We start from the raw sequence: 24,448 nt of genomic DNA on the forward strand, positions 1-24,448 counted from the left end.
TTATTTTCAGATGGTTAGCTTTTAAGTTGTCAATGCCTGCCATCTTTTCTAACGTGCACAGGGAGTGCAATGTGGGAAAAAATGCAATCAACCATGGCGCATGGATGGTGTGGCTCGCCAGCAGCAGTGTTTCCGCCAACGACATCACATTCAACATGACACGCGGGGCGACCGCCATCAGCCAGCAGGTGTATGACCTGCATATGACGATCTTCTATATCTGCTGTGCCATTGGCCTTATCGTCTTCGGGGCCATGCTCTGGTCCATCGTCCACCACAGAAAGTCTCGCGGCGCCAAGGCCGCCCAATTCCACGAGAGCACCCGCATCGAGCTGCTATGGACGGCCATCCCGGTGCTGATCCTGGTCGCGATGGCGGCACCGGCGACCTCGACACTGCTGAAAATGGAGGATACCTCCAAAGCCGATCTCACCGTGCTTATCACGGGTTCGCAATGGAAATGGCATTACAAATACCTCGAGCATCCGGTGGAGTTTTACTCCTTGTTGGCGACCAGCAAGAAGCAGATCTCGGGCGACGAACCCAAGAGCGGCACCTATTTGCTGGAAGTGGATCAGCCTTTGGTGTTGCCCGTCGGCAAGAAGATCCGATTCCTGATGACCTCGGACGATGTAATTCATTCCTGGTGGGTGCCCGCCTTCGCCGTGAAGAAAGATGCCAATCCCGGTTACATCAACGAATCCTGGACCCGCATCGACAAGGCTGGCACCTACCGGGGGCAGTGTGCCGAGCTGTGCGGCAAAGACCACGGCTTCATGCCCATAGTGGTGGTGGCCAAGCCGGCCGGGGAGTTCGATGGCTGGATCGCAAAGACAGCAGCAGATCAGGCAGCGGCCAAGGCCCAGCAGCAAGACCTGGCCAGCCAGACCATGACGCTGCCGCAGGCCATGGAGCTGGGTGAGAAGGTGTTCCTGGGGCATTGCGCCGCCTGCCATCAGCCCGCGGGTACAGGCTTGCCCGGCATCTTCCCGGCCCTCAAGGGCAGCAAGGTGGCGACGCTACCAGAACACAGGGCCCAGCATCTGGACATAGTCCTGCATGGCAAGAGCGGGACTGCGATGCAGCCCTTCGGCAAGCAGCTGACGGCGCAGGAACTCGCCGCCGTCGTGACATACGAGCGCAATGCCTGGGACAACAAGACCGGTGATGTCATTCAGGCTGCAGAGGTGCAGTCCCTTCTGAACCCAGTCGAACCAAACAAGGACAAGTGAGGCGCCAGCATGAGTGATGGAATCACGGATACCCTGCACAGCGAGCACGCCCACCAACCTGCATCGGGCCTGAAACGCTGGTTATACACCACTAATCACAAAGATATCGGCACTCTCTATCTGTTGTTCGCCCTGACCATGTTCTTCACCGGTGGCGCCATGGCCATGGTCATTCGGGCCGAGCTGTTCCAGCCCGGTCTGCAACTGGTCGAGCCCCTGTTCTTCAACCAGATGACCACGGTACATGGCCTCATCATGGTCTTTGGCGCCGTGATGCCCGCCTTCACCGGTCTCGCCAACTGGCTGATCCCCATCATGATCGGGGCCCCGGACATGGCATTGCCCCGGATGAACAACTGGAGCTTCTGGATCCTGCCATTTGCGTTTCTGATCCTGCTGTCGAGCCTGTTCATGGAGGGTGGTGGCCCCAGCTCGGGCTGGACCTTCTATGCCCCCCTGTCCACCAAATACAGCGGCAACAGCACGGCGCTATTCGTCTTCGCCATCCACATCATGGGCATCTCCTCCATCATGGGAGCCATCAACGTCATCGTTACCATCTTCAACCTGCGGGCGCCGGGCATGGGCTGGATGAAGATGCCGCTGTTTGTCTGGACCTGGCTTATCACGGCCTTCCTGCTCATTGCTGTCATGCCGGTTCTGGCTGCGGCGGTGACCATGGTGCTGACGGACAAGTATTTCGGGACCAGCTTCTTCGACGCGGCCGGGGGAGGGGATCCTGTGATGTTCCAGCACATCTTCTGGTTCTTTGGCCACCCTGAGGTGTACATCATGATACTGCCGGCCTTTGGCATCGTCTCCAGCATCATTCCCACCTTCTCTCGCAAGAAACTGTTTGGTTATCGCTCCATGGTCTATGCCACCAGCAGCATCGCCTTGCTCTCCTTCATGGTCTGGGCTCACCACATGTTTACGACTGGGCTGCCGGTTGTCGCCGAACTGTTCTTCATGTACGCCACCATGCTGATCGCGGTGCCGACCGGGGTGAAGGTATTCAACTGGGTGGCCACCATGTGGCGGGGGTCACTGACGTTCGAGACCCCCATGCTGTTTGCCATCGCCTTCATCACCCTGTTCACCATAGGTGGCTTCTCGGGGTTGATGCTGGCCATGATCCCGGCCGATTTCCAATATCACGATACCTATTTTGTCGTGGCCCATTTTCATTATGTGCTGGTCACCGGCGCCGTCTTCTCGATCCTGGCCGCCGCCTATTACTGGCTGCCCAAATGGACGGGGCACATGTATGACGAGCGACTCGGCCAATGGCATTTCTGGTGCTCGCTCATTTCGGTCAATGTGCTCTTCTTCCCCATGCATTTCGTCGGTCTGGCGGGCATGCCCCGTCGCATTCCGGATTACGCGCTGCAGTTTGCCGACTTCAACATGCTGATCAGTCTTGGCGGCTTCGCCTTCGGGTTGTCGCAGTTGTTGTTCGTCTGGGGGGTGATCAAGTGCATCAGGGGCGGGCAGCAGGCGAGCAATCAGGTGTGGGAAGGGGCGGAGGGGCTGGAGTGGACGCTCTCATCCCCCCCTCCCTACCACAGCTTCAAGACCCCACCAGAGGTGCGGTAAGGAGGTCATATGGTTCAGGTCAATCACGGTCCCCTGCTCAGAAAGCTGGCCCTGGTGGTGCTTGTCATGTTCGGGTTCGCCTTTGCACTGGTGCCGCTGTATGACGTCTTCTGCAGGATCACCGGTCTCAACGGCAAGACTGCAGTACAGCCGGCCACGACAGAGCGGGCGGTGATCGACAGCAAACGGACCATCCAGATCGAGTTTCTTGCCCATGCGGACACCCGGATGCCGTGGCAGTTCAGCGGCGAAACGGCGCGGTTGTCGGTGCGGCCTGGTGAAATGAAGCTGGTCAATTATCGGGTGTTCAATCCCACCGATCGCACCATGATTGGTCAGGCGGTACCGTCAGTCTCGCCCGGTCCTGCCGCCGCCTATTTGAAGAAAGTGGAGTGCTTTTGCTTCAACCGTCAGGAGTTGCAGGCGGGAGAGAGCAAGCTGATGCCGCTCAAGTTTTATGTCGACCCCGATTTGCCCGACAACATCAACACCATCACGCTCTCCTACTCACTCTATGAGATCACTCAGTCCACCCCAGCCCCGACGCTGGCGCAGAGGAAATAATCATGGCCAAAGTGAACCAGACGTATTACGTCCCTGACCAGAGCCGCTGGCCCATCATAGGGGCGGTGGCCCTGTTTTTCCTGGCTTTCGGGGCGGGGCATCTGGTCAATGAGGTGGCGAGCAAGCAGGCCGGGGTCGGCCGGTACTTGATGATGGCTGGCGTTGCCTTGCTGATTTTCATGCTGTTTGGCTGGTTTCGTCACATCATCCAGGAGTCTATGACCGGGCTCTACAGCGCCCAGATGGACAGATCCTTCCGGCAAGGCATGGTCTGGTTCATCTTCTCCGAGGTGATGTTCTTCCTTGCCTTCTTCGGAGTGCTGTTCTATGCCCGCCAGCTTGCCATGCCCTGGCTGGACGGCGCGGGCAACAAGGCGATGACGGCCCAGTTGCTGTGGCCGGATTTCTCGGCGCACTGGCCCATGGTCAAGACCCCGGGAGGAACCACGACCCAGGCCATGCCCTGGCACGGAATCCCCCTCATCAATACCCTGATCCTGCTCGGCTCCTCCGTCACCCTGCTGTTTGCTCATACCGGGCTGGAGAATGGAAAACGCAGTCGTCTCAAGGGGATGCTGCTTGTGACCGTGCTGCTCGGGTTGGCGTTCCTCTGGCTGCAAGGCTATGAATACCTGCATGCGTACCGGGATCTGGGGCTGCGACTGGACTCCGGCATCTACGGCAATACCTTCTTCATCCTGACCGGATTCCATGGCTTGCATGTCACCCTGGGGACTGTGTTCCTGCTGATCATATGGTTGCGGATAGTGCTGAAGGATCACTTCACCGCCGAGCGCCACTTCGCCTTCCAGGCCGCGGCCTGGTACTGGCACTTCGTCGACGTGGTATGGCTCTGCCTCTTCGTGTTCGTCTACCTGCTCTGAGATCGGGATCAGTAAGGGCGCGGGTTGGGCTCCAGCCAGCCCATCATCAGGGAGAGCAGCAGGATGACGACCACCAGCAGGGAAAAGAACACCCGACGCCCCAGCGGGGCGGACATCTTCTGGGGATGACCCGTGGTCATCATCAGCCAGAGGGCATGAAACAGCTGCCCAATGATGAGCAGCAGCATCAGTACCAGCACTATCTTGATCAACATGTTGGAGCCCTCCGTTATATGCGTGACATGGCTACATGGGATAAGCAGCGACCATGGCATCACAGGCGCTGGATCGTACTGATGTTCACTCTGGTTGTGACGGCGGGTTTGTGCAAGCTGTCGCTTTGGCAGTGGCAGCGGGGGATGGAGAAAGAGGCCTGGCTGGGGCGGATGGCAGTGGCGCAGCAGGTGGCGCCACTGACGCTTGCCCGGATCGACTGGCGCAACCTCGAGTCACTGGACGGCCTGTCACTGGGAGGGGAGGTCGAATGGGTGTCCCCTCATGTCTGGTTGCTGGACAACCAGGCGGTGGCGGGCGAGATCGGCTATGACGTCATCATACCGGTACGCGCCGGTGATGCCCGTCCCTTGTTGCTGGTCAACCTGGGCTGGGTGCCTGTACCCGCCAGCCGGCAGCAGCTGCCAAGGCCCGTCATCCCGGCAACTCTGGAGCTCGACGGTCTGTTGCGCACAGCCCCCGGTGGCGTCTTGCTGGGTCAGAACATAGAGTCCGGCCCCTATCCTAACCGGCTGCAGTCCATCAGGGTGAATGCCCTGAGCGAGATCATCGGCTCGCCCCTTGCTGACGCCGTGTTTTATCAAAGGCAGACTCCCTTCCTCCATCACTACCAGCCGAATGTCATGCCGCCCGAGAAGCACAGGGCGTATGCAGTGCAATGGCTTGGGCTGGCACTGGTGATGCTGGTGGGCGGTCTGGTGCTGACAAGGAGGTTGTCCCCATGAACTCATGGTCAAGATGGAAGGTACCTGTCCTTTTTTGGCTGGTGATACTGCTGCCTGTGGTATTGGCTGCGCTGACCCTGAGGCAGGGCTGGTATGAACCCGGTACTCGCAACAAGGGGGCCTGGTTGGATCGGGAGGTCTATCTGTTGCAGCCGCTCCCGTCCCATCAGAGCAAATGGCGGCTGGTCTATCTGGCTGCCAGGCGTTGTGAGGCGCAATGCCAGCAGGTGCCAGAGTTGATGTCGCGGATCCAGAGCGCCCTTGGCCGCAATCTGGACAAGCTGGAACTGGTGCAACTGACCGATGCGCCGCCGCGCGGGGCGAACGGAGCCGTGCGGGCGGGCGATATGATGCTGGTGGACTCGCAAGGGCTGGCCATTCTGCGTTACGAGGTGCCGGCCAGCACGGCGGCGTGGCCGCTGCTTGGCAAGGCAGTGCTGTCGGATCTGCAGCAACTGCTCAAGTATCAGCGAGGTGTGCAATGAACGCGCACCTGAGGCCTGTGTCGTGTGTCCTGTTGCCATCATCCGGGTACAAGCTTCAGCGGGGGGGCGTATGAAAATACAGAAGAGGCTGGCATCGATCGCCATTGTGCTGGCGGTGTTGGTCATCGTGCTCGGTGCCTATACCCGGCTGACGGATGCCGGGTTGGCCTGCCCCGATTGGCCCGGTTGTTACGGCTCCCTGGCCGTCCCCCAATCCGTGCATATGGAGCGGGCGGCCCAGCTCTATCCGGATACACCGCTGGAGCCTCACAAGGCGCGCAGCGAGATGGTTCATCGCTACTTCGCCGGTGTGCTGGGTGGTGTGATTGCGTTGCTGTTCATGCTGAGCTGGCGCGCTGGCGGTCGTCTGCGCCACCTCTCGGGGGCCTTGCTGGTGCTGGTGGTTGGCCAGGCAGCCCTTGGTATGTGGACGGTGACGCTGGCGCTGCATCCTCTGGTGGTGACCACCCATCTGCTGGGTGGGTTCGCCATCCTGACCCTGCTCTGGCTCTATCGGACCGAGCTTGTGCGCTCCCCCGCGAACGCGCCCGTCTGCCACGGTGAGGGCTTGCCCTGGCTGGGCAATGCGGCCTGCGGTGTGCTGCTGCTTCAGATAGCGCTGGGGGGCTGGACGTCGGCGAACTATGCGGCCATGGCCTGCGTCGAGCTGCCTCTCTGTCAGGGGAGCTGGCAGGCGCAGCTGAACTGGGAGGAGGCATTTCATCTGCCGTTCGGCCACGCTAGCTATGAGTTCGGGGTGCTGAGCAAGGAGGCGCGCCAGACCATCCATATCGCCCATCGTCTGGGAGCCCTTGCCACCGCCCTGCTGGTGGGGGGCTTTGCCCTCGCTCTGATCCGTCAGGGGGCCCCGTTGCGCTTCCTGGGGGGGGGCTTGCTGGCCCTGCTGCTGGTGCAAATTGCCTTGGGGCTGGCGAATGTCCACCTGGCCCTGCCGTTGGCCAATGCCCTCGCGCACAACCTGGTGGCGGCGCACCTGCTGGTGTGTTGTGTACTGGCCCGTGGGCGGCTCTCCCGCCCCCGGCTTTCCCCTTCGCTGTCGCCTGAGGCGATCAGGAGTCAGACATGAACAGCAAGTCATTGGCCCGCTTCATCGACACCCGGCTGTTGCGGGACTACTACCAACTGACCAAGCCCAAGGTGGTGGCCTTGCTGCTGCTGACCGCCTGGGTCGGCATGCTGCTGGCCGAGCCGACCCAGGCCTCACTGGACGAGATGGTGCTGGGACTGACGGGGATAGGGCTGCTGGCTGCGGGGGCCGCGGCCATGAATCACTCTCTGGATCACGGCATCGATGCCCAGATGCGCAGAACGCGCTGGCGACCGGTCGCCATGGGGCGGATCGGGCCTAAGTCTGCGATGGTGTTTGCGCTCTGGCTGGCGTTGACGGGCTTCGTCCTGCTCTATTGGGGCGTGAATCCTCTGACCGCCTGGCTGACCCTGGCCAGCCTGTTTGGCTATGCGGTCGTCTATACCCTGCTGCTCAAGCGGGCCACACCACAGAACATCGTCATCGGCGGGTTGGCAGGGGCCATGCCACCGCTGCTGGGCTGGACCAGCATAACGGGAGGGCTCTCGGCCGAGCCCTGGCTGCTGGTGATGATCATCTTCACCTGGACGCCGCCTCACTTCTGGTCCCTGGCCATCCACAGACGGGATGACTATGCTGGCGCGAACATTCCCATGCTGCCCGTCACCCACGGCATCGCATTCACCAAGACGGCAATCCTGCTCTATCTGATGATCCTGACCCTGGTCTGCCTGCTGCCCTACCTGATCGGCATGTCCGGGCTGCTTTATCTGATCGGCAGTCTGGCGTTGAACCTCGGGTTCTGCTGGCATGGCTGGTTGCTGAAGTATTCGGATCGCCCCGGTCAGGCGATGCGCACTTTCCGCTTCTCCATCTATCACCTGATGTTGCTGTTTGGTCTGCTTATTCTGGATCACCACTGGTTGTGGCGGCTGTCATAGGGGGGAGGTATCTGGCAGGGGATATGGGTAGTGGTTTGCACATTCAGGCTGGCCCCGAGGCCAGCCTGAATCATGTTCAGAGCTTGACCATGATGTGGCGCGGCACCGTGTAGTCTTCCAGCGCGTAGAGGGAGAGATCCTTGCCGTAGCCGGACATCTTCATGCCGCCGTGGGGCATCTCGGAGGTGAGCATGAAGTGGGTGTTGATCCAGGTGCAGCCGTACTGCAAGTGGCTGGCCACCTTGCTGGCGAGGCTCAGATCCCGGGTCCAGACCGAGCTGGCGAGGCCGTAGTCCGAGTCGTTGGCCCACTGCACCACCTGCTCGGCGTCGGTGAAGCGGGTCACCGACACCACCGGGCCAAACACCTCCCGGCGCACGATTTCATCCTCCTGACGGGCGTGGGCGATCAGGGTCGGCTCGAAGAAGAAGCCGTTGCCGGGGCGGATCTTGCCCCCCGCCGTCACCTCCACGTGACCGCTGCTCTGGGCCCGCTCGACAAAGCTGGCGACCCGGTTGCGCTGCCGGTCCGAGATGAGCGGCCCCATCTCCACCCCCTCCTCGCGCGGGCCGCCCACCTTGATGGAGGCCACCGCCTCGGTCATGGCGGCGACAAACTTGTCGTAGATCTTGCCCTGGGCATAGATGCGGCAAGCGGCGGTGCAATCCTGACCGGCGTTGTAGAAGCCGAAGGTGCGAATGCCCGCCACCACAGCCTCCAGATCCGCATCGTCGAAGATGATGACCGGCGCCTTGCCCCCCAGCTCCAGGTGGGTGCGCTTCATGGTGCGGGCGGCGCTCTGCAGGATCTTCTGGCCGGTGGCAATATCACCGGTGAGCGACACCATGCGCACCAGCGGGTGCTCCACCAGCGGTGCCCCTACGCTCTCGCCCCGGCCGCAGACGATGTTGATGACGCCGCGCGGGAAGAGCTCGCTGGCGAGCTCCGCCAGGCGCAGGGCGGTGAGCGGGGTCTGCTCGGAGGGCTTGAGCACCACCGTATTGCCGGCGGCGAGTACGGGAGCCATCTTCCAGGCCGCCATCATCAGCGGATAGTTCCAGGGGGCAATGCTGCCCACCACCCCGATGGGGTCGCGGCGGATCATGCTGGTGTGCCCCTCGATGTACTCCCCCGCCAGCGGCCCCTGCAGGCAGCGAGCCGCGCCGGCGAAGAAGCGGAAACAGTCCACCACCGCCGGCAGCTCGTCATTGAGCACCGCCAGATAGGGCTTGCCGCAGTTGAGGGATTCGAGCGCCGCAAACTCCTCGGCGTGGCGCTCGATGGCATCGGCCAGGCGCAGCAGCAGGGTGCTGCGCTGGGCCGGGGTGGTGCGGCTCCACTGGGCGAAGGCGCGCTGGGCACCGTTCACCGCCCGGTTCACCTGCTCGAATGAAGCTTCTGGCACCGAGGCGAGAAGCTCCCCGGTGGCCGGGTTGAGGATGGGCTCGGCCTGGCCGTCACCGGTGACGAACTGACCGTCGATCAAGAGTTGGGTAGAGAGTTTCATGGTTGCATCCTTGCGCACGCGTTGAGTCGTTATTTGCCACTGCCGGCGACGTCCTGGCCGTCGCGGGTGAGGTAGTAGGCAAGCAGAATGGGAATGGTGGTGAAGGCCACTATGATGAGCGCCACCACGTTGGTGACCGGCCTGTCCCGTGGCCGGATCAGCTCCTGATACATCCAGATCGGCAGTGTGGTTTGCTGACCGGCGGTGAAAGTGGTGACGATCACCTCGTCAAAGCTGAGCGCAAACGCCAGCATGCCCCCCGCCAGCAGGGCGGTGGCGAGGTTGGGCAGGATCACGTAGCGCAGGGTCTGGAAGCCGTCGGCACCAAGATCCATCGACGCCTCGATGAGACTCTGGTTGGTACGGCGAAAGCGCGCCAGGGCATTGTTGTAGACCACCACCACGCAGAAGGTGGCGTGACCGATGACGATGGTCCAGAAGCTGAAGGGGATCTCCATCACCCCATAGGCGGAGCGCAGCGCGATACCGGTGACGATGCCGGGCAGGGCGATGGGCAGCACCAGCAAGAGCGACACCACCTCCTGACCGAAGAAGCGGCTGCGGGCGATGGCCCCCGCCGCCAGGGTGCCGAGCACCATGGCGGCCAGCGTCGCCAGTCCCGCTACCTCCAGCGACAGCTGGATGGCACGCCACACGTCGGGGCGGTTGAGGGTCACCTCGAACCACTTGAGAGTGAGCCCGGGCGGTGGGAACTGGTAGCTCTTGCTCTCGCTGGTGAAGGCGTAGAGGAAGATGAACAGGATCGGAAAGTGCAGGAACAGGAGGCCGCCGATGGCCGCATACTTGAGCAGGCCGGAAGGCTGGTTGCCATGGTCCCGTTTCTTAGGCTGATTAGAGCGCATCGAAGGCCCCCAAGCGTTTTGCGATGGTGAGGTAGATGGCGATGATAAGGATCGGCACCAGCGAGAAGGCGGCGGCGAAGGGCAGGTTGCCCGCCGTGCCCTGCTGCATGTAGACCACCTGACCTATGTACATGGTGGAGTTGCCTATGATGCCGGGGATGATGTAGTCCCCCAGCGTCAGGGAGAAGGTGAAGATGGAGCCCGCCACCACGCCGGGCAGGGCCAGCGGCAGGATCAGGGTACGAAAGGTCTGGGCCGGGGTGGCGCCGAGATCGCCGCTCGCCTCAAGCAAAGAGCGCGGGATCCGCTCCACCGCCGCCTGGATCGGCAGGATCATGAAGGGTAGCCAGACGTAGACGAAGACGATGAAGGTGCCGAGCCGCGAGAACGACAGCGAGGGGCCGCCTATCACCGGCAGGGAGAGGATGCCATCCAGCAGCCAGTCCAGCCCCAGGGTGTCTGCCAGCCAGCTGATGACCCCCTCCTTGGCCAAGATCAGCTTCCAGGCGTAGACCCGCACCAGATAGCTGGACCAGAGTGGCAGCATGATGCCGACGTAGAACAGGGCCCGGGTCTTGCCGCTGGTGTAGCGCGCCATGTAGTAGGCCACCGGAAAGCCGAGCAGGGCGCAGGCCAGGGTCACCAGCAGCGACATGCCGACGGTGCGCAGGATCACGTCCAGGTTCTCTGCCCGCAGCAGGGCGACGAAGTTCTGCAGCCCCAGTTCGTGGCGGATCTGGCCGCTGAATTCGTCCAGCCCGAAGAAGGCGTTGGAGAGCAGCATCAGCAGGGAGCCGACATAGATGATGCCGAGCCAGAGCAGGGGTGGCCCGAGCAGGATGGCCAGCAACAGACCGGGACGGCCGTAGAGCAGGGTGGAGAGGCGCCGCAGCGGCCGCAAGCGTGCAGGTTCGATGGCGTGGCTCATGGCTAGACTCGCACTGTGGGGGAGGCTCATGGCTGAGCCCCCGATCCTGAGGCGCTCAGGCGGTGGATGGCTTGCTCAGGCCAGCTGAGGCTGACCCGGGCACCACGGGCCAGGCGGGCCTGCCCCTCGTTGGGGTGGTTGACGATGAGCTCGAGCTGCTCGCCGAGATCGACCCGGTAGCGCACGAAGGGGCCGAGGTACTCCACTTCGCGCACCTCACCAGACCAGCCCGGTGTGCCGGCCTCGGCAAGCCGGATCCGCTCCGGGCGCACCATCATCTGGCGAGCATCGCCGCACAGACGGCGGGCCTGCTCCCCCTCGAACAGGTTGACGGTGCCGACGAAGCGGGCGACGAAAGGGGTGGCGGGGGCGTCGTAGATGGTATCCGGCGCGGCTATCTGCTCGATCTTGCCCTGATTGAAGATGCAGATGCGGTCGCTCATGGAGAGCGCCTCCTGCTGGTCGTGGGTGACGAAGATGAAGGTGATGCCGAGCTGGCGCTGCAAGGCTTTCAGTTCGAGCTGCATCTGCTCGCGCAGCTTGAGGTCGAGCGCCCCGAGCGGTTCGTCCAGCAGCAGGATGCGCGGCTGGTTGATCAGTGCCCGGGCGATGGCGATGCGCTGGCGCTGGCCGCCGGAGAGCTGGCCGGGCTTGCGGTTGCCGACGCCGGGCAGGCGCACCAGCTCCAGCATCTCGTCCACCTTGCGGTAACGCTCCGCCTTGGCGACGCCCTTGAGCATTAGGCCATAGCCGATGTTGTCGCGCACATCCATGTTGGGGAAGAGTGCATAGTCCTGAAACACGGTATTGAGGTTGCGATCGTAGGGGGGCACGGTGGAGCAGGGCTCGCCGAACAGCCGGATCTCTCCCTCGCTTGGGTATTCGAAGCCTGCGATCATCCGCAGGCAGGTGGTCTTGCCGGAACCGCTCGGCCCCAGCAGGGTGAAAAACTCGCCGGCCGGGATCTGGAAGGAGATGTCATCGACCGCCTTCACCTCGCCATAGTGGCGGCTGACCCGGTCAAATTGTACGGCGTTCATGGGACGTCCTTGTCTGTGTGGGAAAAGGCCGGACTCCTGTCCGGCCCGCCGGGTAGTGCGTTGTCAGCCCAGGCTCAGCGACCCCCCAGGATGGCGATATAGTCCGAGACCCAGCGATAGTAGGGCACACAGGTTCCCTGGCTCTTGCACTGGGAGACGGGGGTACGCCAGAAGTGAACCCGATCGAAGTTGTCGATGCCGTTGGTCTTGCAGCCCTCTTTCCCGAGCAGGGCGTTGCCCTCGCAGGCGGCGGGCACCACGGGCACGGAGCCGAACCAGGAGGCGAGATCCCCCTGCAACTTGTTGTTCAGGGAGTGCTCCAGCCACTTATAGGCACAGGTGAGGTTCTTGGCCTCGTTGTGCACCATGCTGGTGTCGGCCCAGCCGGTGACGCCCTCCTTGGGCACCGTCGTGGCGATGGGCTGCTTGTCGGCGATCAGGGTATTGGCCTGGAACGGCCAGGAGCCGGAGGCCACCACCCCCTCGTTCTTGAAATCATCTATCTGGACGAAGGCATCGTGCCAGTAGCGCCCCACCAGCTGGCGCTGCTTGCGCAGCAGATCGAGGGAGGCTTTGTATTGCTCCTCGTTCAGTTCGTAAGGATCCTTGATGCCGAGCGCGGGCTGGTGGCTCATCAGATAGAGAGCGGCATCGGCGATGTGGATGGGGCCGTCGAACGCCTGCACTCGCCCCTTGTTGGTCTTGCCGTCCGGCAGGGTCTGCTCTTCGAACACCACGCTCCAGGAGTCGGGCGCCTTGGGGAACACCTTGGTGTTGTACATCAATATGTTGCCGCCCCACTGGTAGGGCACGCCATAGTGCTTGCCATCTACCGTGTGCCAGGGAGCATTCTGCAGGCGGGGGTCTATCTTGCTGTAGCTCGGGATGAGCGCCAGGTTGAGTGCCTGCACCTTGCCCCCCGCGATGAGGCGCAGGCTGGCGTCGCCGGAGGCAGTCACCAGATCGAAGCCCCCTTCGTTCATCAGGGCCACCATCTCGTCCGAGGTGGCGGCCGTCTTGACGCTGACCTTGCAGCCGGTCTCCTTCTCGAAGCCGGTTACCCAGTCGTAGTTCTTGTCGGTCTCGCCGCGCTCCACGTAGCCGGCCCAGGCCACGATATTGAGCTGGCCTTCACCCTTGCCGAGTTCGGTCGGGGCGGCCTGGATCTGGCCTGCCAGCAGGGCAGGGATCAGGGCCAGGGTCAGGGGGGTCAGTTTCATCTTGCTCTCCTTGCATGAACTGGAGCCATGCGATACCGCAATGGCACTTAACATCCTGTTAACCAGTCATGAGCGTAGGAGAAGGCAGTGGGAATGAGAATTTCAATTTTTGACGCCAGAGGTATCTGCCAAATCTATATCGAGTGCAGATGAATCTTTTTTTTGATGATGGCTCGGTGATCACCCTGAGGGCGCTGGCTAGCGGGAGACCGGCTGGCGGGCCCGCAGCCGGCTCTGATCCCGCGCTATGTCAATGAACTCGCGGGCGGTCCAGTCGAGCCGCGAGCCGCGCCGCCACACCAGGCCGATGTCGATGGCGGGGATGGGCTCCTTGATGGCGCGGGCCTCGACCCGCTCCTGCTCCAGCGACCAGGGGCGGTAGGCAAAGTCCGGCAGCAGGGCTAGCCCTAGCTGGCTCGCCACCAGGCTGCGCACCGCTTCCACCGAGGCGGTACGCAGCACGATGCGCGGTGCTATGCCGTAGCGGCGCAGGCCGGCCCCGATGATCTGATCCAGCTGATCGGCGGTCAGCGAGATCATGGGCTCGTCACCCAATGCTTTGAGGGAGAGGGTCGATTCGGCGCAGAGCGGGTGGTTGGCGGCGAGCCAGACCCGCAGTGGCGAGCGGGTCAGCAGTTCGGTATCGAACGCCTCCTGGCGTATGGTGCGGTTGGTCATCAGTATTCCCACGTCCACCTCGCCGTTGACGATCTGATGCTCCAGAAACGGCTGCTCATCCTCCTTCACCTCGATGCGCACCGCCGGAAAGGCGCGGCGAAAGCGGCCTATGGCCTCCGACAGGTAGTAGCCGGCCACCAGCGTCGTCACCCCTATGGTGAGCTGCCCCTGATCCTGCTGGGCCACCGCCTTGAGGGACTGGCCGGCTTCGGTCATGGCGCCGAGAATGCGCCTGGCATGGAGCAGAAACTGGTGGCCCTGGGCCGTCAGGGTGACGCCACGCGGGTTGCGCTCGAACAGGGCCGCGCCGAGTTCGGTCTCCAGCTCGCGGATGGCGCTGGTGACTGCCGACTGGGATATGTGCAGCTCGGCGGCGGCGCGGCTGACCGAGAAGCTGTCGGCCACGGCCACGAAGTAACGGATCTGGCGAAAGGTGAAGTTCATCTGGGCATCCTGCCACGGGCGACGAGGTTGGCTGCCAGCTTAACCCCGAACTTCCCCCAAGCAAAAGGCGCCGTGATGGCGCCTTTATCAGTATTTTTCCTGCGGTTAGCGGGAGCTGGCCGCCTCGATCACCGGCACCCGGTTCACCGCCTTGCCGAGATAGGCGAGGGTGATGGTCACTATGATGCAGGTGAAGCTGAGCCACATGTAGGGCAGGTAGTCGAGGGTGGCCACCCCCAGCACCCCGGCCATGAAGATGCCGTTGTCGCTCCAGGGCACCATGCCGCAGGTGAGGGTGCCGCCGAACTCGGCGTTGCGGGAGAGGTTCTTGCGCGCCAGTCCCAGCCGGTCGTAGTTCTTGGCCATGATCTTGGGGGTCAGGATCAGGGATACATACATGGCGGAACCGAACACGTTGGCCAGGAAGGCGGTGGCTATGGTGTGGCTGGTCAGGCTGCCGACGCTGTTGATGCGCTTCTCGAAGGCGCTGGCGATGACTTCCAGAATGCCGACCTTCTCCAGCAGGCCGCCAAAGCCCAAGCCGAAGATGATGACGGCCACCGAGCCCAGCATGGACTCCATGCCGCCGCTCCCCAGGATGTTGTCGATGAAGTCGACGCCTGAGGTGATGGCGAACGGGCTATAGGCGGAGTGCATCGCCTTGACCGGATCCATGTCCTGGAAGGCGATGGCCCAGACAAGGCCGAGCAGGGCGCCGAAGCTGATCACCGGGAAGGCGGGTTTGCGGTTCGCCAGCAGGCCCAGCACCAGCACCACCGGCACAATGGCCAGCGGGGTGATGTTGAACTGCTTGTCGAGGGCCTCCATCACCAGGTTGACCTGCTCTAGGCTGACGTTGCCGGAGTACTGCATGCCGACCACGGTGAACAGGGCGGCGGTGATGACGTAGGAGAACAGACTGATGGGCAGCATCCCCTTGATGTGTTCCACCACATCGACGTTGGACATGGTCGAGGCCAGTACTACGGAGTCGGAGAGCGGGGAGAGCTTGTCACCGAAGTAGACGCCGGAGAGCACGGCACCGGCCACCAGGGGGGCGGGCACCCCAAGACTGTGGCCGATCCCCATCATGGCGATCCCCGCCGTGGCGGCAGAGCCCCAGGAGGTGCCGGTAGCCAGCGAGGTGAGGGAGCAGATGATCAGGGTCGCCAGCAGGAAGATGGAGGGGTGTATCACCTTGAGGCCGAAGTAGATGATGCTGGGGACTATGCCGCCGGCGATCCAGGTGCCCACCAGGGCACCGACGGAGACCAGTATCAATATGGCCCCCATCCCCTTGGCGACGCCGTCGACGGCCGCCTGCTCCAGAGACTTGTAATCATGGCCTAGCCGGATGCCGAGCCCCATGATGACGAACCAGGCAATGAACAGTGCCAGCTGGATCGGCAGATCGAGCACGCTGGTGAACGAAAAGGCCAGGGCCAGGAAAATGGCCAGGCAGGCAAAGACCTGTGCCATGCCAGGCAATCGGATGTGGTTTTGTTGGTTTTGCATAGATACTTCCTAAACTCTTGCTCGCCAAGGTCGGTCCCTCTCGTCCTGTGGATACACGTATCCCGAGGGGCCGGCCCAAAAAGAGGCCGCAATCTACCACAAACCCGGGGCGCAAAATCCCAACTTATTTAGCAAAAATGCATTAATGTTTGATAAATCTACTCATTAGTTGATCTCATCGGCGCTTTTTTTGAATATCAGGCCGATGCAGGGCAAATAGCCAAAACCCATAGAGAAGTCCGATTGCACTCTCCACAGTCACAAACGATAATCGTTATCGTTTGATTCTATGAGTAGCATCATCATGATCTGGATAGTGCGGTGTCTCTTACTGGCAGCCTTGCTGGCGGTGTTGGGCTGGGGTCAGGACAAGGCATACGGCCTGTGGAGTCTGGGCTTCTTGCTGGCCGCCTGGGTCATGCTGGAACCCAGGCTGAGGCCGGCGCTGATCCTGCTGCCGGTCGCGGGCATGACGGGGGTCGTCACCCTGCTCTGGCAGCAAAGCTGGCTATAGGAGCCGTTCAGCGGGAAGGGACGGCCCGGATCTTGTCATAGGCCTGGCGGAGGGCGGCGATGACCTTCTGCTCCATCTCGGTGCGTTCGGCATCCGGGGTGAAGTAGATCATGTCGACGTTGTGGCGTATGTAGTGAGAGGGGAGTTGATTGAGGGTCAGGCAACAGAGATCGGCCAGCTGGTAGGGGGTCAGTGTCTGGTTAAGCCCTTGTTTTTCTATCTCTTTGAGCACCAGATGCTCATAGAAGTTGTGAATGTCGGTATCCAGGATCATGGGAAAACCCCTGTGGTGGCATGGCATTCTCAACAGCATAGCCATGGCAGGGGCAAAAACAAAAGGCCCATCACTTTCGTGATGGGCCTTTTTGCATGATGAATGGTGCGAAGAGAGGGACTCGAACCCTCACATCCGTGGGACACTAACACCTGAAGCTAGCGCGTCTACCAATTCCGCCACCTTCGCACACTGATTTTCTCCAGCTGGTTTTTAAATGCGATTGGAGCGCATTGCTCTGTGTTTACATGTCAGAATCATGGTGCGAAGAGAGGGACTCGAACCCTCACACCCGGGGGGCACTAACACCTGAAGCTAGCGCGTCTACCAATTCCGCCACCTTCGCACATTTGGGTTATCAGTCTGGATTTACATGCTGTCTGATAAAAGCATGGTGCGAAGAGAGGGACTCGAACCCTCACACCCGGGGGGCACTAACACCTGAAGCTAGCGCGTCTACCAATTCCGCCACCTTCGCACATTCGGGTTATCAGTCTGGATTTACATGCTGTCTGATAAAAGCATGGTGCGAAGAGAGGGACTCGAACCCTCACATCCGTGGGACACTAACACCTGAAGCTAGCGCGTCTACCAATTCCGCCACCTTCGCACATTGTCATCAATCTTGTTTTACATGCCATCGATGAAGCATGTTGCAGTATGGTGCGAAGAGAGGGACTCGAACCCTCACATCCGTGGGACACTAACACCTGAAGCTAGCGCGTCTACCAATTCCGCCACCTTCGCATCACTGCGGTGGGGGATTCTATAGAGTTTTGGGGGGGCGTCAACAGCCAAAGGGGACTTTTTTCGCTGTTGACGGATAAAGCCGTGTCAAGGGCACAAAACTTCAGCAATCTGGGTCACGCCGGGGCCAGTGCGTCCTGATACATCTGTTCGTACAGAGGGATGGAGTCGGCCCAGTCGAAGCGGGTGTGCATGGCATTTTGCTGCACGCGGGCAAACCGTTCGGGTTCTTGCAGGTAGTGGAGCAGGCTGCGGCGCATGGCATCGAGCAAGGTGCTGGCGGTGGGATCGTTGAAGCAGAAACCGGTCGCCCTGGCGGGATCGGCATCCCAGTCCACCACGGTATCTTTCAGTCCGCCGACGGCCCGTACCAACGGCAGGGTGCCATAGGCCAGGCTGTACATCTGGTTGAGGCCGCAGGGCTCGAACAGCGAAGGCATCAGGAAGAAATCGGCGCCGGCTTCCACCAGGTGGGCCAAACGGTCGTCATAGGCATTGATGAAGGCGAACCGGTCGGGATGTTGCTGGGCTATGGTCTGCAACTGGGCGGCGAGGGAAGGGTCGCCCGAGCCCACGATCACCACCTGGACCTGGTGTTGCAGGAACTTGTCCAGCGCCGGGATAAGCAAATGCACCCCTTTCTGCTCGGTCAGACGACACACCATGCCATAGATGGGCAAGTTGCCGACGGGCAGCCCCGTCTCCTGCTGCAGTGCCCGTTTGCAGGTGTGTTTGCCGGCTAAGTGGTCGGCGTCATAGGTGGCGGGCAGCAGGGGATCGAAGGCAGGATCCCAATCCTGATAGTCACAACCGTTGAGGATGCCGCGCAAGTCGCTCGCCCGTTGTTGGAACACGCTGGCCATGCCGTGAGCCCCCAGGTGCGTCAGCAGCTCGCTGGCATAGTTGGGGCTGACTGCATTGATCTTGTCTGCGTAGAGCACACCGCACTTGAGCAGGTTGATGTGACCGTAGTCGTAGTTGATGCGCTGCTCGTAGTCCTGGATCTCAGGCACTGCCCAGAACTGCTGGCGATCGAACACCCCCTGAAAAGCCGCATTGTGGATGCTGATGACAGACCGGGTGCGCTGGAAGAAGGGATTGTGAGCGTGGCGCGTCTTGAGCAGCAGCGGCAGCAGGCCGGTGTGCCAGTCGTTGCAGTGGACTATGTCAGGGGCGAAGTTCAGCTGCTCGCAGGCGTGCAGGGCCGCCGCCGCGAGGAAGGCGAAACGCTCGCCGTTGTCGGGATAGGCCTGATTGTTCTCGGCATAGAGCTGGGGCCGTTCGAAATAGGCTGGGCAATCGAGCAGATAGACGCAGATCCCGTCCAGTTCCAGCTGGTAGATGCGATAGCTGATGTCGTCCCGCCCCTGGGGGGTGGGCAACCAGCGCGAGGCGAATAGTCTGGCTTCATCCCGGCGCTTTAGCGTCTGGTAGAAGGGCAGGATGATGCGAACGTCGTGACCCTCCCGGGCGAGATGCTGCGGCAGGGCCTTGGCCACATCCGCCAGGCCCCCGGTCTTCACAAGCCCCTCAACCTCCGAGGCGACAAACAGGACTTTCAGTGGGTTAATAGCCAACTCTTGCTCCCTTAGGTACCACGACGATACCGCCTTCGGATACGGTAAACCGCTCTCTGTCATGGTCCAGATTCTCACCGATCACGGTGCCGGGTGCAATTTCAACGTTTTTGTCGATGATGGCGCGTCGAATTGAGCAGCCTTCACCTATCTTCACATCCCCGAGCAGCACGGACTCGCTGATGTGGCTGCAGGGGCCTATGTTGCAGCGAAAACCCAGGATGGAGCGCTGGATCTGGCTGCCCTGAATGAAGCAACCGCCGGAGATCAAGGAGTTGGCAATCTTGACCTTGCAGTCATCGGTGTCGATGAAGGTGGCGGGGGGCAGCGGCGGATAGTGGGTGTGCAGCGGCCACTTGCGATTGTAGAGGGAGAAGGGGGCGTCGTCGGCCACCAGATCCATGTGGGCTTGCCAATAGGAGTCGAGAGTCCCCACATCACGCCAGTAGACGTTGGGCTTCTCACCCGGGATCACGTTGGTGCTGTAGTCATAGACATAGACGGGAGCGCGCGGGAACAGGCTGGGGATGATGTCCTTGCCGAAATCGTGGCTGGAGTTTTCCTCGGCGGCATCGCGCTTGAGCTCGCGGTAGAGCGCCTCGGTCTCGAAGATGTAGTTGCCCATGGAGACCAGGGCCTGGGTGGGATCCCCGGGGATGGGCTTCGGATGCCTGGGTTTCTCTTCAAAACCTATCATGCGACCCTCCTGATCCACCTCGATCACCCCGAAGGCGCTCGCCTCCTCTATGGGCATGCGCAGGGCCGCCACAGTGAGGGCGGCGGCCTTCTGCTTGTGGAAGCTCACCATCTGGCTCACATCCATCTTGTAGATATGGTCGGAGCCGAAGATGCAGACGTGCTCGGGGTCGGAGATCTCGATGAAGCGCAGGTTCTGATAGATGGCGTCGGCGGTGCCGTCATACCAGCGTTTGCCCATCCGCATCTGGGCCGGAATGGGATCGATGAAGCGATCCGTGATGCCGACTATGTTCCAGCCCTTCTTCATATGCAGGTAGAGGGACTGGGACTTGAACTGGGTGAGCACATAGATGCGCAGGAAGTCGGCGTTGACGAAGTTGTTGAGCACGAAGTCGATCAAACGGTAGCTGCCGCCAAAGGGGACGGAGGGCTTGCTGCGGGTGGTGGTCAGTGGCTGGAGTCGGGTTCCTTCGCCGCCAGCCAATATCATGGTGAGTATGCCTGCCATCGTATTTCTCTCCCTGAATTCATACCTTGAAAAGGTTTTCATGTTGCCGCGAAAAAACACCCCTAAAGGGGTGGTAAACGTTTTCTTTGTACCTTAGCAGATCCCGTCTGGCACTCTCTACTTGTTTTATTACAACCGTTGCACTTATTTAGGCTTTGCTCAGATACACCTTGAATTTGCCATCGCTGGCTATCACTTCGGTCCGTTTGAAGTGCGTATCCAGTATAGGTTGGTAACGCAGGAAGGCATTGGCGACTATGGTCAGGGCGCCATCGGCGGTCAAAAACTCGGGTGCCCTTGCCAGGAAAGTTTCGGTGGCGGCATAGAAGGTCTTGAGCCCGGCATGGAAGGGGGGATTCGAGACGATATGTTGGAATCTTTCGGCAATATCGGAATAGACATCAGAGGCATAGACTCGTCCCTGCAAGCCGTTGACCGCCAGGGTGCGGCGGCTGGACTCAAGCGCCAGGGCGCTGATGTCCACCATGTTCACCGTCAGTGCCGGGTTGCGTTTGGCCAAGATGGAGCCGATGACCCCGGCGCCACAGCCAAAGTCGAGCAGCTTGCCCTGCATGGGGGGCAGGCTCGCCAGCAGCATCTGGCTGCCGAGATCCAGCCCGTCGGCGCTGAACACCCCCGGCAGTGCCATGACGGTCAGCTCGGTATCCCCGGCCTTGCACTCATAGCGGCTGAACCAGGCATCCAGCTCGAAGGGGGCGACCGGCTTGCCGAGCTCGCCGTGATAGAGGGAGCAGCGGCGCGCCGAGTCGCGTTTTATCGGCTTCCCGCCATAGGGGGCCAGCAGCTTGTCGGCCCCGTTGATGCCGCCCCGGTTCTCGCCGGCGAGGAACAGGTCGGCGCCAGGCTCCAGCAGCGGCGCCATCATGGCCAGCAGGTATTGCGCCTCGGCCTTGGCCTTGGGCATCAGCAGCAGCAGGGCATCGAAACGAGGGGCTCCGCCGAGCTGGTGATCGAACAGGATGCGCTCACCCAGGGCCGCCTGCTGGCTGAGGAAATAGCAGTAGTCTGTGGTGAAGACCGTCAGGGAGTCGGCCAGCTCGGCCAGCTGACGAGGGTAATCATCTTCCAGGGTGCCACACACCAACAGCCGTTTGCCGACAAAGAGGGCTTGATTACGTTCCAGCATCTGGCTGACGGCACTGACAGGACGGCTCATTGGGACTCTCCACGCTTTTTTGGGCGGCCATTATACATGGCCGCTTTCGCCTTGACATTTATGCTGTGTTCCCGAAATATGCCCAGACACCTTATTTATCCAGAGATGATGCAATGCGGTCATGCGTATCGAAACGAAAGCATAAACACAGCCTGACATTCGGGCCTGCTGGCGTGCGCGCGTAACCTCTCATCCCTGAGACGATTCAAGCCCCGGTAGCGACCCCCGTACCGGGGCTTTTTATTGACCAATCCATCTGTTTAGGAGAAGGAAATCCCATGTTTCAAGGTTCGATAGTTGCCCTGATCACCCCATTTCGACAGGGCCAGCTGGACGAGGCCGCACTGGCTCGCCTGGTGGAGTGGCACATAGAGCAGGGGACCCATGGCATAGTGCCGGTCGGCACCACGGGGGAGAGCCCGACCCTGACCCACGACGAGCATTGCCGGGTGGTGGAGCTGGTGGTCAAGCAGGTGGCTGGACGGATCCCTGTCATCGCCGGTGCGGGGTCCAACAACCCGGTCGAAGCCATCGAATACACCCGTTTCGCCGAGCAGATGGGGGCGGATGCCACCCTGCATGTGGCCGGTTACTACAACCGCCCGAATCAGGAAGGCTTGTTCCACCACTTCAAGGCGGTCCATGACGCCACCACCAAGCCCATCATTGTCTACAACATTCCGCCCCGCGCCATCGTCGATGTGCAGCCGGCGACCCTGGCCCGCCTGGCCGAGTTGCCGCGCATCGCCGGCGTGAAGGACGCCACCGGCGATCTGGCCCGCCCCTGGACCGAGCGTCAGCTCATCAAGAAGCCCTTTGCCTGGCTCTCCGGTGAAGACGCCACCGCCGTCGCCTACAATATCGGTGGTGGCCAGGGTTGTATCTCGGTGACGGCCAACGTGGCCCCCAAGCTGGTGGCCGAGGTCCAGAACCTGACCCTGGCCGGCGAGTGGCAAGCCGCCCGCGAGCTGCAGGACAAGCTGATCCCGCTGCATCAGGCCATGTTCGCCGAGCCGAGCCCGGCCGGTGCCAAATACGCCGTCTCCCTGCTGGGCCTGTGCAGCGAGGAGTGCCGTCTGCCGGTGATGCCGCTGTCTGACGCTACCCGCGAGCGTATCCGCGCCGCCATGCAGGCGTTGAATCTGTTGTAAAAACTGGGCTCTGGATCTCGCTTTTGACTGCCAGGTCAATTAATGGCCAGGCTTTGCCGATATACTCGCTTGGATACAACCAAGGATGATTTGGCATGCAAGAATGGGATCCGGAGCACTTCACCAGTTTTGAACATCTCTGTGAAGTGACGTTGGCGGCGGTCAGAGAAAAGACCGAGGCCGAGCAGATCTATCTGTGGCTGCGGGCGCCAACGCCCCAGCTCTACCACTACAGGCCTGAGCAGGGCTTGCTCTGTCTGAGCGCCGACATGCTCACCTCCCTCGACCTGCCTCTCCTCTTCATTGAACGTTCCCTCGATCTCGGCCAGTTGCTGGTGGAGCCGATCGCGCCGACTCGTGCCATCTGGGAGAGCGTCGAGCCGGAGAGCCCACGCCTGCGTGCAAGCTTCCCGCTCAAGCGCCACAAGGGGTTGGAGGCCGTGGTCTATCTGGAAACCCGGCGCCGCCTCGATCGCTTGCCAAGGCGTCAGCAACAGAGCATCCAGTTGCTGATGCACTACCTCGCCGCCGAGCTGGAGAGCCGGCGACTCGCCGGTCAGGTCGATCTGGAGCGGGATCAACGGATCAATACCCAGGCCGATCTCGTCCGCAGCCAGGCCCTGCAGGACTCCTTCCTCAGCATGCTGCAGGCATTGCACCAGGTAGGAGTCAAGCTGTCGCGCTGTGACGGTGAGGATCGCCTGCTGCACGATGCGGTGGTGCTGGCGCGCCAGGAGTTGCAGTTCGATCGCATCGCCATCTTCCTGACGGACAGTCAACTCAAGACCATGCACGGTACCTGGGGTACCAACGAGGCGGGTGAGCTCATCGACGAGCGCCATTTCATCAGTCCCATTCCTGATCATCCCACGGTGCAGGAGGCGCTGCGGCGCAAGGATTATGTGCTGGTGCTGGAGGATACCCCGCTCTATTACGAGAAGCAGGTGGTGGGGCGCGGCTGGAATGCCATGGTGTCGCTCTGGGACGGGGGCACCCCCATCGGCTGGATCGCCGCCGACAACCTGCTCTGGCGTCGTCCGCTCAAGGCGTATCAGAGCGAGATCTTCAAGCAATATGCCGCCGTGCTTTCCCAGTTGCTGATCCGCCAGCGCACCCAGGCGGCGCTCGAGCGTTTCAACCGTGACCTGGAGCTGCGGGTGCAGGAGCGGACCCGGCAGCTGGCCGACACCAACCGGGCGCTGGAGGAGGCCAACCGGCGTCTCTCCCTGCTGTCGCTGGAGGATCCCCTGACCGGGATCGCCAACCGCCGTCAGTGGGACATCACCATGGAGCGGGAGTGGGAGCGGGCGCGCCGTCATCAGGGGATATTGGCAGTACTGATGATAGACGTGGACGAGTTCAAGTCCTACAACGATCACTTCGGCCACGGCAAGGGGGATCAGTGTCTGCAACGGGTCGCGGCCCTGCTGCAGGACACCGAGCGGCGGCGTACCAATCTGGTGGCCCGTTATGGCGGTGAGGAGTTCGTAATCCTGCTGTGCGCCCCGCAACCCGGGGAGGCAGAGCGGCTGGCGGAGCAGATCCACCACGGGCTGGAAGCCCTGCAGATCCCCCATCCGGCCTCCCGGGTGGCGGCGGCGCTTACCGTCAGCATCGGCTTCAGTTACCTCATCCCCTCCTCGGACAAGGGGTGGCAGACCCTGACCGAGCAGGCGGATCAGGCGCTCTATCACGCCAAGTCACAGGGCCGGGCCTGTACCCTGGCCTATCGCTGACGTCGGACTCACCCTCTCTCCTTCCTCACCGCGCCAGGGGGCCAACGCTCTGGTGCATCTCTTTTCCTCGGCATAAATGTGGTGGCAAGCGTTTCTCGCCCTCTGACGCATGGCGATGGGGCCGGGGTCTGGCTAGAATGGGGGCCCATTTTTCACAGACA

At 61.5% G+C, this 24,448-nt stretch carries 23 protein-coding genes and 5 tRNA genes; 11 read left to right on the plus strand and 17 right to left on the minus strand.

Features of this window, described 5'->3' with window-relative positions:
* Positions 1-71: 71 nt before the first annotated feature.
* The 4 genes from coxB to BN1127_RS01085 are packed head-to-tail and all read left to right on the plus strand — an operon-like array spanning position 72 to position 4,276.
* Complete coding sequence (gene coxB / locus BN1127_RS01070) at positions 72-1,232, plus strand: cytochrome c oxidase subunit II (protein WP_082029915.1); 1,161 nt, start codon at positions 72-74, stop codon at positions 1,230-1,232.
* A gap of 9 nt (positions 1,233-1,241) precedes the next feature.
* The gene (ctaD, locus tag BN1127_RS01075; RefSeq protein WP_041204949.1) at positions 1,242-2,828 is read left to right on the plus strand and encodes a cytochrome c oxidase subunit I; all 1,587 of its coding nucleotides are present in this window, start codon (positions 1,242-1,244) and stop codon (positions 2,826-2,828) included.
* Between the two features lie 9 nt (positions 2,829-2,837).
* Positions 2,838-3,392, plus strand: a complete 555-nt coding sequence (locus BN1127_RS01080) for a cytochrome c oxidase assembly protein (protein ID WP_042648176.1) — start codon at positions 2,838-2,840, stop codon at positions 3,390-3,392.
* Between the two features lie 2 nt (positions 3,393-3,394).
* Positions 3,395-4,276 carry a cytochrome c oxidase subunit 3 gene (locus BN1127_RS01085; RefSeq protein WP_041204951.1) on the plus strand — a complete coding sequence of 294 codons (882 nt, stop codon included), beginning with the start codon at positions 3,395-3,397 and terminating at the stop codon, positions 4,274-4,276.
* A gap of 8 nt (positions 4,277-4,284) precedes the next feature.
* Here the strand turns inward: BN1127_RS01085 and BN1127_RS01090 are convergent, their stop codons facing one another.
* Positions 4,285-4,491 (minus strand): DUF2909 family protein, encoded by a 207-nt coding sequence (locus BN1127_RS01090; RefSeq protein WP_005330432.1) that lies wholly within the window; start codon positions 4,489-4,491, stop codon positions 4,285-4,287.
* 81 nt (positions 4,492-4,572) lie between these two features.
* Here BN1127_RS01090 and BN1127_RS01095 point away from each other — a divergent pair, with 81 nt between their 5' ends.
* The 4 genes from BN1127_RS01095 (at position 4,573) to cyoE (ending at position 7,709) form a co-directional block, all read left to right on the plus strand.
* Entirely contained in the window at positions 4,573-5,235 is a 663-nt protein-coding gene (locus tag BN1127_RS01095; RefSeq protein ID WP_048824568.1) for an SURF1 family protein, read from the plus strand.
* Positions 5,232-5,720, plus strand: coding sequence for a hypothetical protein (locus BN1127_RS01100; RefSeq protein ID WP_042648177.1), 489 nt, complete (start codon positions 5,232-5,234; stop codon positions 5,718-5,720). Before BN1127_RS01095 ends, BN1127_RS01100 begins: the two co-directional genes overlap by 4 nt.
* A 70-nt stretch (positions 5,721-5,790) precedes the next feature.
* Entirely contained in the window at positions 5,791-6,807 is a 1,017-nt protein-coding gene (locus BN1127_RS01105; RefSeq protein ID WP_042648178.1) for a COX15/CtaA family protein, read from the plus strand.
* The gene (gene cyoE, locus BN1127_RS01110; protein ID WP_005330425.1) at positions 6,804-7,709 is read left to right on the plus strand and encodes a heme o synthase; all 906 of its coding nucleotides are present in this window, start codon (positions 6,804-6,806) and stop codon (positions 7,707-7,709) included. The genes BN1127_RS01105 and cyoE overlap by 4 nt, the downstream gene beginning before the upstream one ends.
* 76 nt (positions 7,710-7,785) lie before the next feature.
* Here the strand turns inward: cyoE and BN1127_RS01115 are convergent, their stop codons facing one another.
* The 7 genes from BN1127_RS01115 to nhaC form a co-directional block, all read right to left on the minus strand.
* Entirely contained in the window at positions 7,786-9,216 is a 1,431-nt protein-coding gene (locus tag BN1127_RS01115; RefSeq protein ID WP_042648179.1) for a gamma-aminobutyraldehyde dehydrogenase, read from the minus strand.
* Between the two features lie 29 nt (positions 9,217-9,245).
* Positions 9,246-10,079 carry an ABC transporter permease gene (locus BN1127_RS01120; protein ID WP_005330421.1) on the minus strand — a complete coding sequence of 278 codons (834 nt, stop codon included), beginning with the start codon at positions 10,077-10,079 and terminating at the stop codon, positions 9,246-9,248.
* Positions 10,069-11,037: an ABC transporter permease gene (locus BN1127_RS01125; protein ID WP_042648180.1), complete on the minus strand. Its 969-nt coding sequence runs from the start codon at positions 11,035-11,037 to the stop codon at positions 10,069-10,071. Before BN1127_RS01125 ends, BN1127_RS01120 begins: the two co-directional genes overlap by 11 nt.
* Positions 11,034-12,047 carry an ABC transporter ATP-binding protein gene (locus BN1127_RS01130; protein ID WP_005330414.1) on the minus strand — a complete coding sequence of 338 codons (1,014 nt, stop codon included), beginning with the start codon at positions 12,045-12,047 and terminating at the stop codon, positions 11,034-11,036. Before BN1127_RS01130 ends, BN1127_RS01125 begins: the two co-directional genes overlap by 4 nt.
* A 74-nt stretch (positions 12,048-12,121) precedes the next feature.
* On the minus strand, positions 12,122-13,267 hold the full coding sequence (locus tag BN1127_RS01135) for an ABC transporter substrate-binding protein (RefSeq protein ID WP_005330412.1): 1,146 nt from the start codon (positions 13,265-13,267) through the stop codon (positions 12,122-12,124).
* Between the two features lie 198 nt (positions 13,268-13,465).
* A complete protein-coding gene (locus BN1127_RS01140) occupies positions 13,466-14,389 on the minus strand; it encodes a LysR family transcriptional regulator (protein WP_005330410.1) in 924 nt (307 codons plus the stop codon).
* Positions 14,390-14,494: 105 nt separating this feature from the next.
* The gene (gene nhaC / locus BN1127_RS01145) at positions 14,495-15,904 is read right to left on the minus strand and encodes a Na+/H+ antiporter NhaC (protein ID WP_042648181.1); all 1,410 of its coding nucleotides are present in this window, start codon (positions 15,902-15,904) and stop codon (positions 14,495-14,497) included.
* 304 nt (positions 15,905-16,208) lie between these two features.
* Between nhaC and BN1127_RS01150 the strand changes: the two genes are divergently transcribed.
* Positions 16,209-16,418 carry a hypothetical protein gene (locus tag BN1127_RS01150; protein ID WP_041206801.1) on the plus strand — a complete coding sequence of 70 codons (210 nt, stop codon included), beginning with the start codon at positions 16,209-16,211 and terminating at the stop codon, positions 16,416-16,418.
* Positions 16,419-16,425: 7 nt separating this feature from the next.
* Here BN1127_RS01150 and BN1127_RS01155 read toward each other — a convergent pair whose 3' ends face one another.
* The 9 genes from BN1127_RS01155 to rsmC all read right to left on the minus strand — a co-directional run bounded on the left by BN1127_RS01155 (position 16,426) and on the right by rsmC (position 21,400).
* Positions 16,426-16,692 (minus strand): late competence development ComFB family protein, encoded by a 267-nt coding sequence (locus tag BN1127_RS01155; RefSeq protein ID WP_005330407.1) that lies wholly within the window; start codon positions 16,690-16,692, stop codon positions 16,426-16,428.
* A 103-nt stretch (positions 16,693-16,795) separates the two neighbouring features.
* A tRNA-Leu gene (locus BN1127_RS01160) sits at positions 16,796-16,881 on the minus strand.
* 71 nt (positions 16,882-16,952) lie between these two features.
* Positions 16,953-17,038, minus strand: a tRNA-Leu gene (locus tag BN1127_RS01165).
* Between the two features lie 46 nt (positions 17,039-17,084).
* Positions 17,085-17,170, minus strand: a tRNA-Leu gene (locus BN1127_RS01170).
* A 46-nt stretch (positions 17,171-17,216) separates the two neighbouring features.
* Positions 17,217-17,302 (minus strand) — tRNA-Leu (locus BN1127_RS01175).
* Between the two features lie 51 nt (positions 17,303-17,353).
* A tRNA-Leu gene (locus BN1127_RS01180) sits at positions 17,354-17,439 on the minus strand.
* Positions 17,440-17,555: 116 nt separating this feature from the next.
* On the minus strand, positions 17,556-19,016 hold the full coding sequence (gene glgA, locus BN1127_RS01185) for a glycogen synthase GlgA (protein ID WP_042648182.1): 1,461 nt from the start codon (positions 19,014-19,016) through the stop codon (positions 17,556-17,558).
* Entirely contained in the window at positions 19,006-20,223 is a 1,218-nt protein-coding gene (gene glgC / locus BN1127_RS01190; RefSeq protein WP_005327542.1) for a glucose-1-phosphate adenylyltransferase, read from the minus strand. Before glgC ends, glgA begins: the two co-directional genes overlap by 11 nt.
* A 148-nt stretch (positions 20,224-20,371) precedes the next feature.
* Entirely contained in the window at positions 20,372-21,400 is a 1,029-nt protein-coding gene (gene rsmC / locus BN1127_RS01195; RefSeq protein ID WP_042648183.1) for a 16S rRNA (guanine(1207)-N(2))-methyltransferase RsmC, read from the minus strand.
* Positions 21,401-21,678: 278 nt separating this feature from the next.
* Between rsmC and dapA the strand changes: the two genes are divergently transcribed.
* Positions 21,679-22,551, plus strand: coding sequence for a 4-hydroxy-tetrahydrodipicolinate synthase (gene dapA, locus BN1127_RS01200; RefSeq protein ID WP_042648184.1), 873 nt, complete (start codon positions 21,679-21,681; stop codon positions 22,549-22,551).
* Positions 22,552-22,646: 95 nt separating this feature from the next.
* Complete coding sequence (locus BN1127_RS01205) at positions 22,647-24,287, plus strand: sensor domain-containing diguanylate cyclase (protein WP_042648185.1); 1,641 nt, start codon at positions 22,647-22,649, stop codon at positions 24,285-24,287.
* Positions 24,288-24,448 lie beyond the last annotated feature (161 nt).

It is taken from the genome of Aeromonas media (genome assembly GCF_000819985.1).
Classification (GTDB): domain Bacteria; phylum Pseudomonadota; class Gammaproteobacteria; order Enterobacterales; family Aeromonadaceae; genus Aeromonas; species Aeromonas media.

Bases quoted from the DNA above. Each gene is read 5' to 3' on its own strand.
- ctaD (WP_041204949.1), top strand. From the start codon at position 1,242: ATGAGTGATGGAATCACGGATACCCTGCACAGCGAGCACGCCCACCAA.
- BN1127_RS01080 (WP_042648176.1), top strand. From the start codon at position 2,838: ATGGTTCAGGTCAATCACGGTCCCCTGCTCAGAAAGCTGGCCCTGGTG.
- BN1127_RS01085 (WP_041204951.1), top strand. From the start codon at position 3,395: ATGGCCAAAGTGAACCAGACGTATTACGTCCCTGACCAGAGCCGCTGG.
- BN1127_RS01090 (WP_005330432.1), bottom strand. From the start codon at position 4,491: ATGTTGATCAAGATAGTGCTGGTACTGATGCTGCTGCTCATCATTGGG.
- BN1127_RS01095 (WP_048824568.1), top strand. From the start codon at position 4,573: ATGTTCACTCTGGTTGTGACGGCGGGTTTGTGCAAGCTGTCGCTTTGG.
- BN1127_RS01100 (WP_042648177.1), top strand. From the start codon at position 5,232: ATGAACTCATGGTCAAGATGGAAGGTACCTGTCCTTTTTTGGCTGGTG.
- BN1127_RS01105 (WP_042648178.1), top strand. From the start codon at position 5,791: ATGAAAATACAGAAGAGGCTGGCATCGATCGCCATTGTGCTGGCGGTG.
- cyoE (WP_005330425.1), top strand. From the start codon at position 6,804: ATGAACAGCAAGTCATTGGCCCGCTTCATCGACACCCGGCTGTTGCGG.
- BN1127_RS01115 (WP_042648179.1), bottom strand. From the start codon at position 9,216: ATGAAACTCTCTACCCAACTCTTGATCGACGGTCAGTTCGTCACCGGT.
- BN1127_RS01120 (WP_005330421.1), bottom strand. From the start codon at position 10,079: ATGCGCTCTAATCAGCCTAAGAAACGGGACCATGGCAACCAGCCTTCC.
- BN1127_RS01125 (WP_042648180.1), bottom strand. From the start codon at position 11,037: ATGAGCCTCCCCCACAGTGCGAGTCTAGCCATGAGCCACGCCATCGAA.
- BN1127_RS01130 (WP_005330414.1), bottom strand. From the start codon at position 12,047: ATGAACGCCGTACAATTTGACCGGGTCAGCCGCCACTATGGCGAGGTG.
- BN1127_RS01135 (WP_005330412.1), bottom strand. From the start codon at position 13,267: ATGAAACTGACCCCCCTGACCCTGGCCCTGATCCCTGCCCTGCTGGCA.
- BN1127_RS01140 (WP_005330410.1), bottom strand. From the start codon at position 14,389: ATGAACTTCACCTTTCGCCAGATCCGTTACTTCGTGGCCGTGGCCGAC.
- nhaC (WP_042648181.1), bottom strand. From the start codon at position 15,904: ATGCAAAACCAACAAAACCACATCCGATTGCCTGGCATGGCACAGGTC.
- BN1127_RS01150 (WP_041206801.1), top strand. From the start codon at position 16,209: ATGATCTGGATAGTGCGGTGTCTCTTACTGGCAGCCTTGCTGGCGGTG.
- BN1127_RS01155 (WP_005330407.1), bottom strand. From the start codon at position 16,692: ATGATCCTGGATACCGACATTCACAACTTCTATGAGCATCTGGTGCTC.
- glgC (WP_005327542.1), bottom strand. From the start codon at position 20,223: ATGGCAGGCATACTCACCATGATATTGGCTGGCGGCGAAGGAACCCGA.
- rsmC (WP_042648183.1), bottom strand. From the start codon at position 21,400: ATGAGCCGTCCTGTCAGTGCCGTCAGCCAGATGCTGGAACGTAATCAA.
- dapA (WP_042648184.1), top strand. From the start codon at position 21,679: ATGTTTCAAGGTTCGATAGTTGCCCTGATCACCCCATTTCGACAGGGC.
- BN1127_RS01205 (WP_042648185.1), top strand. From the start codon at position 22,647: ATGCAAGAATGGGATCCGGAGCACTTCACCAGTTTTGAACATCTCTGT.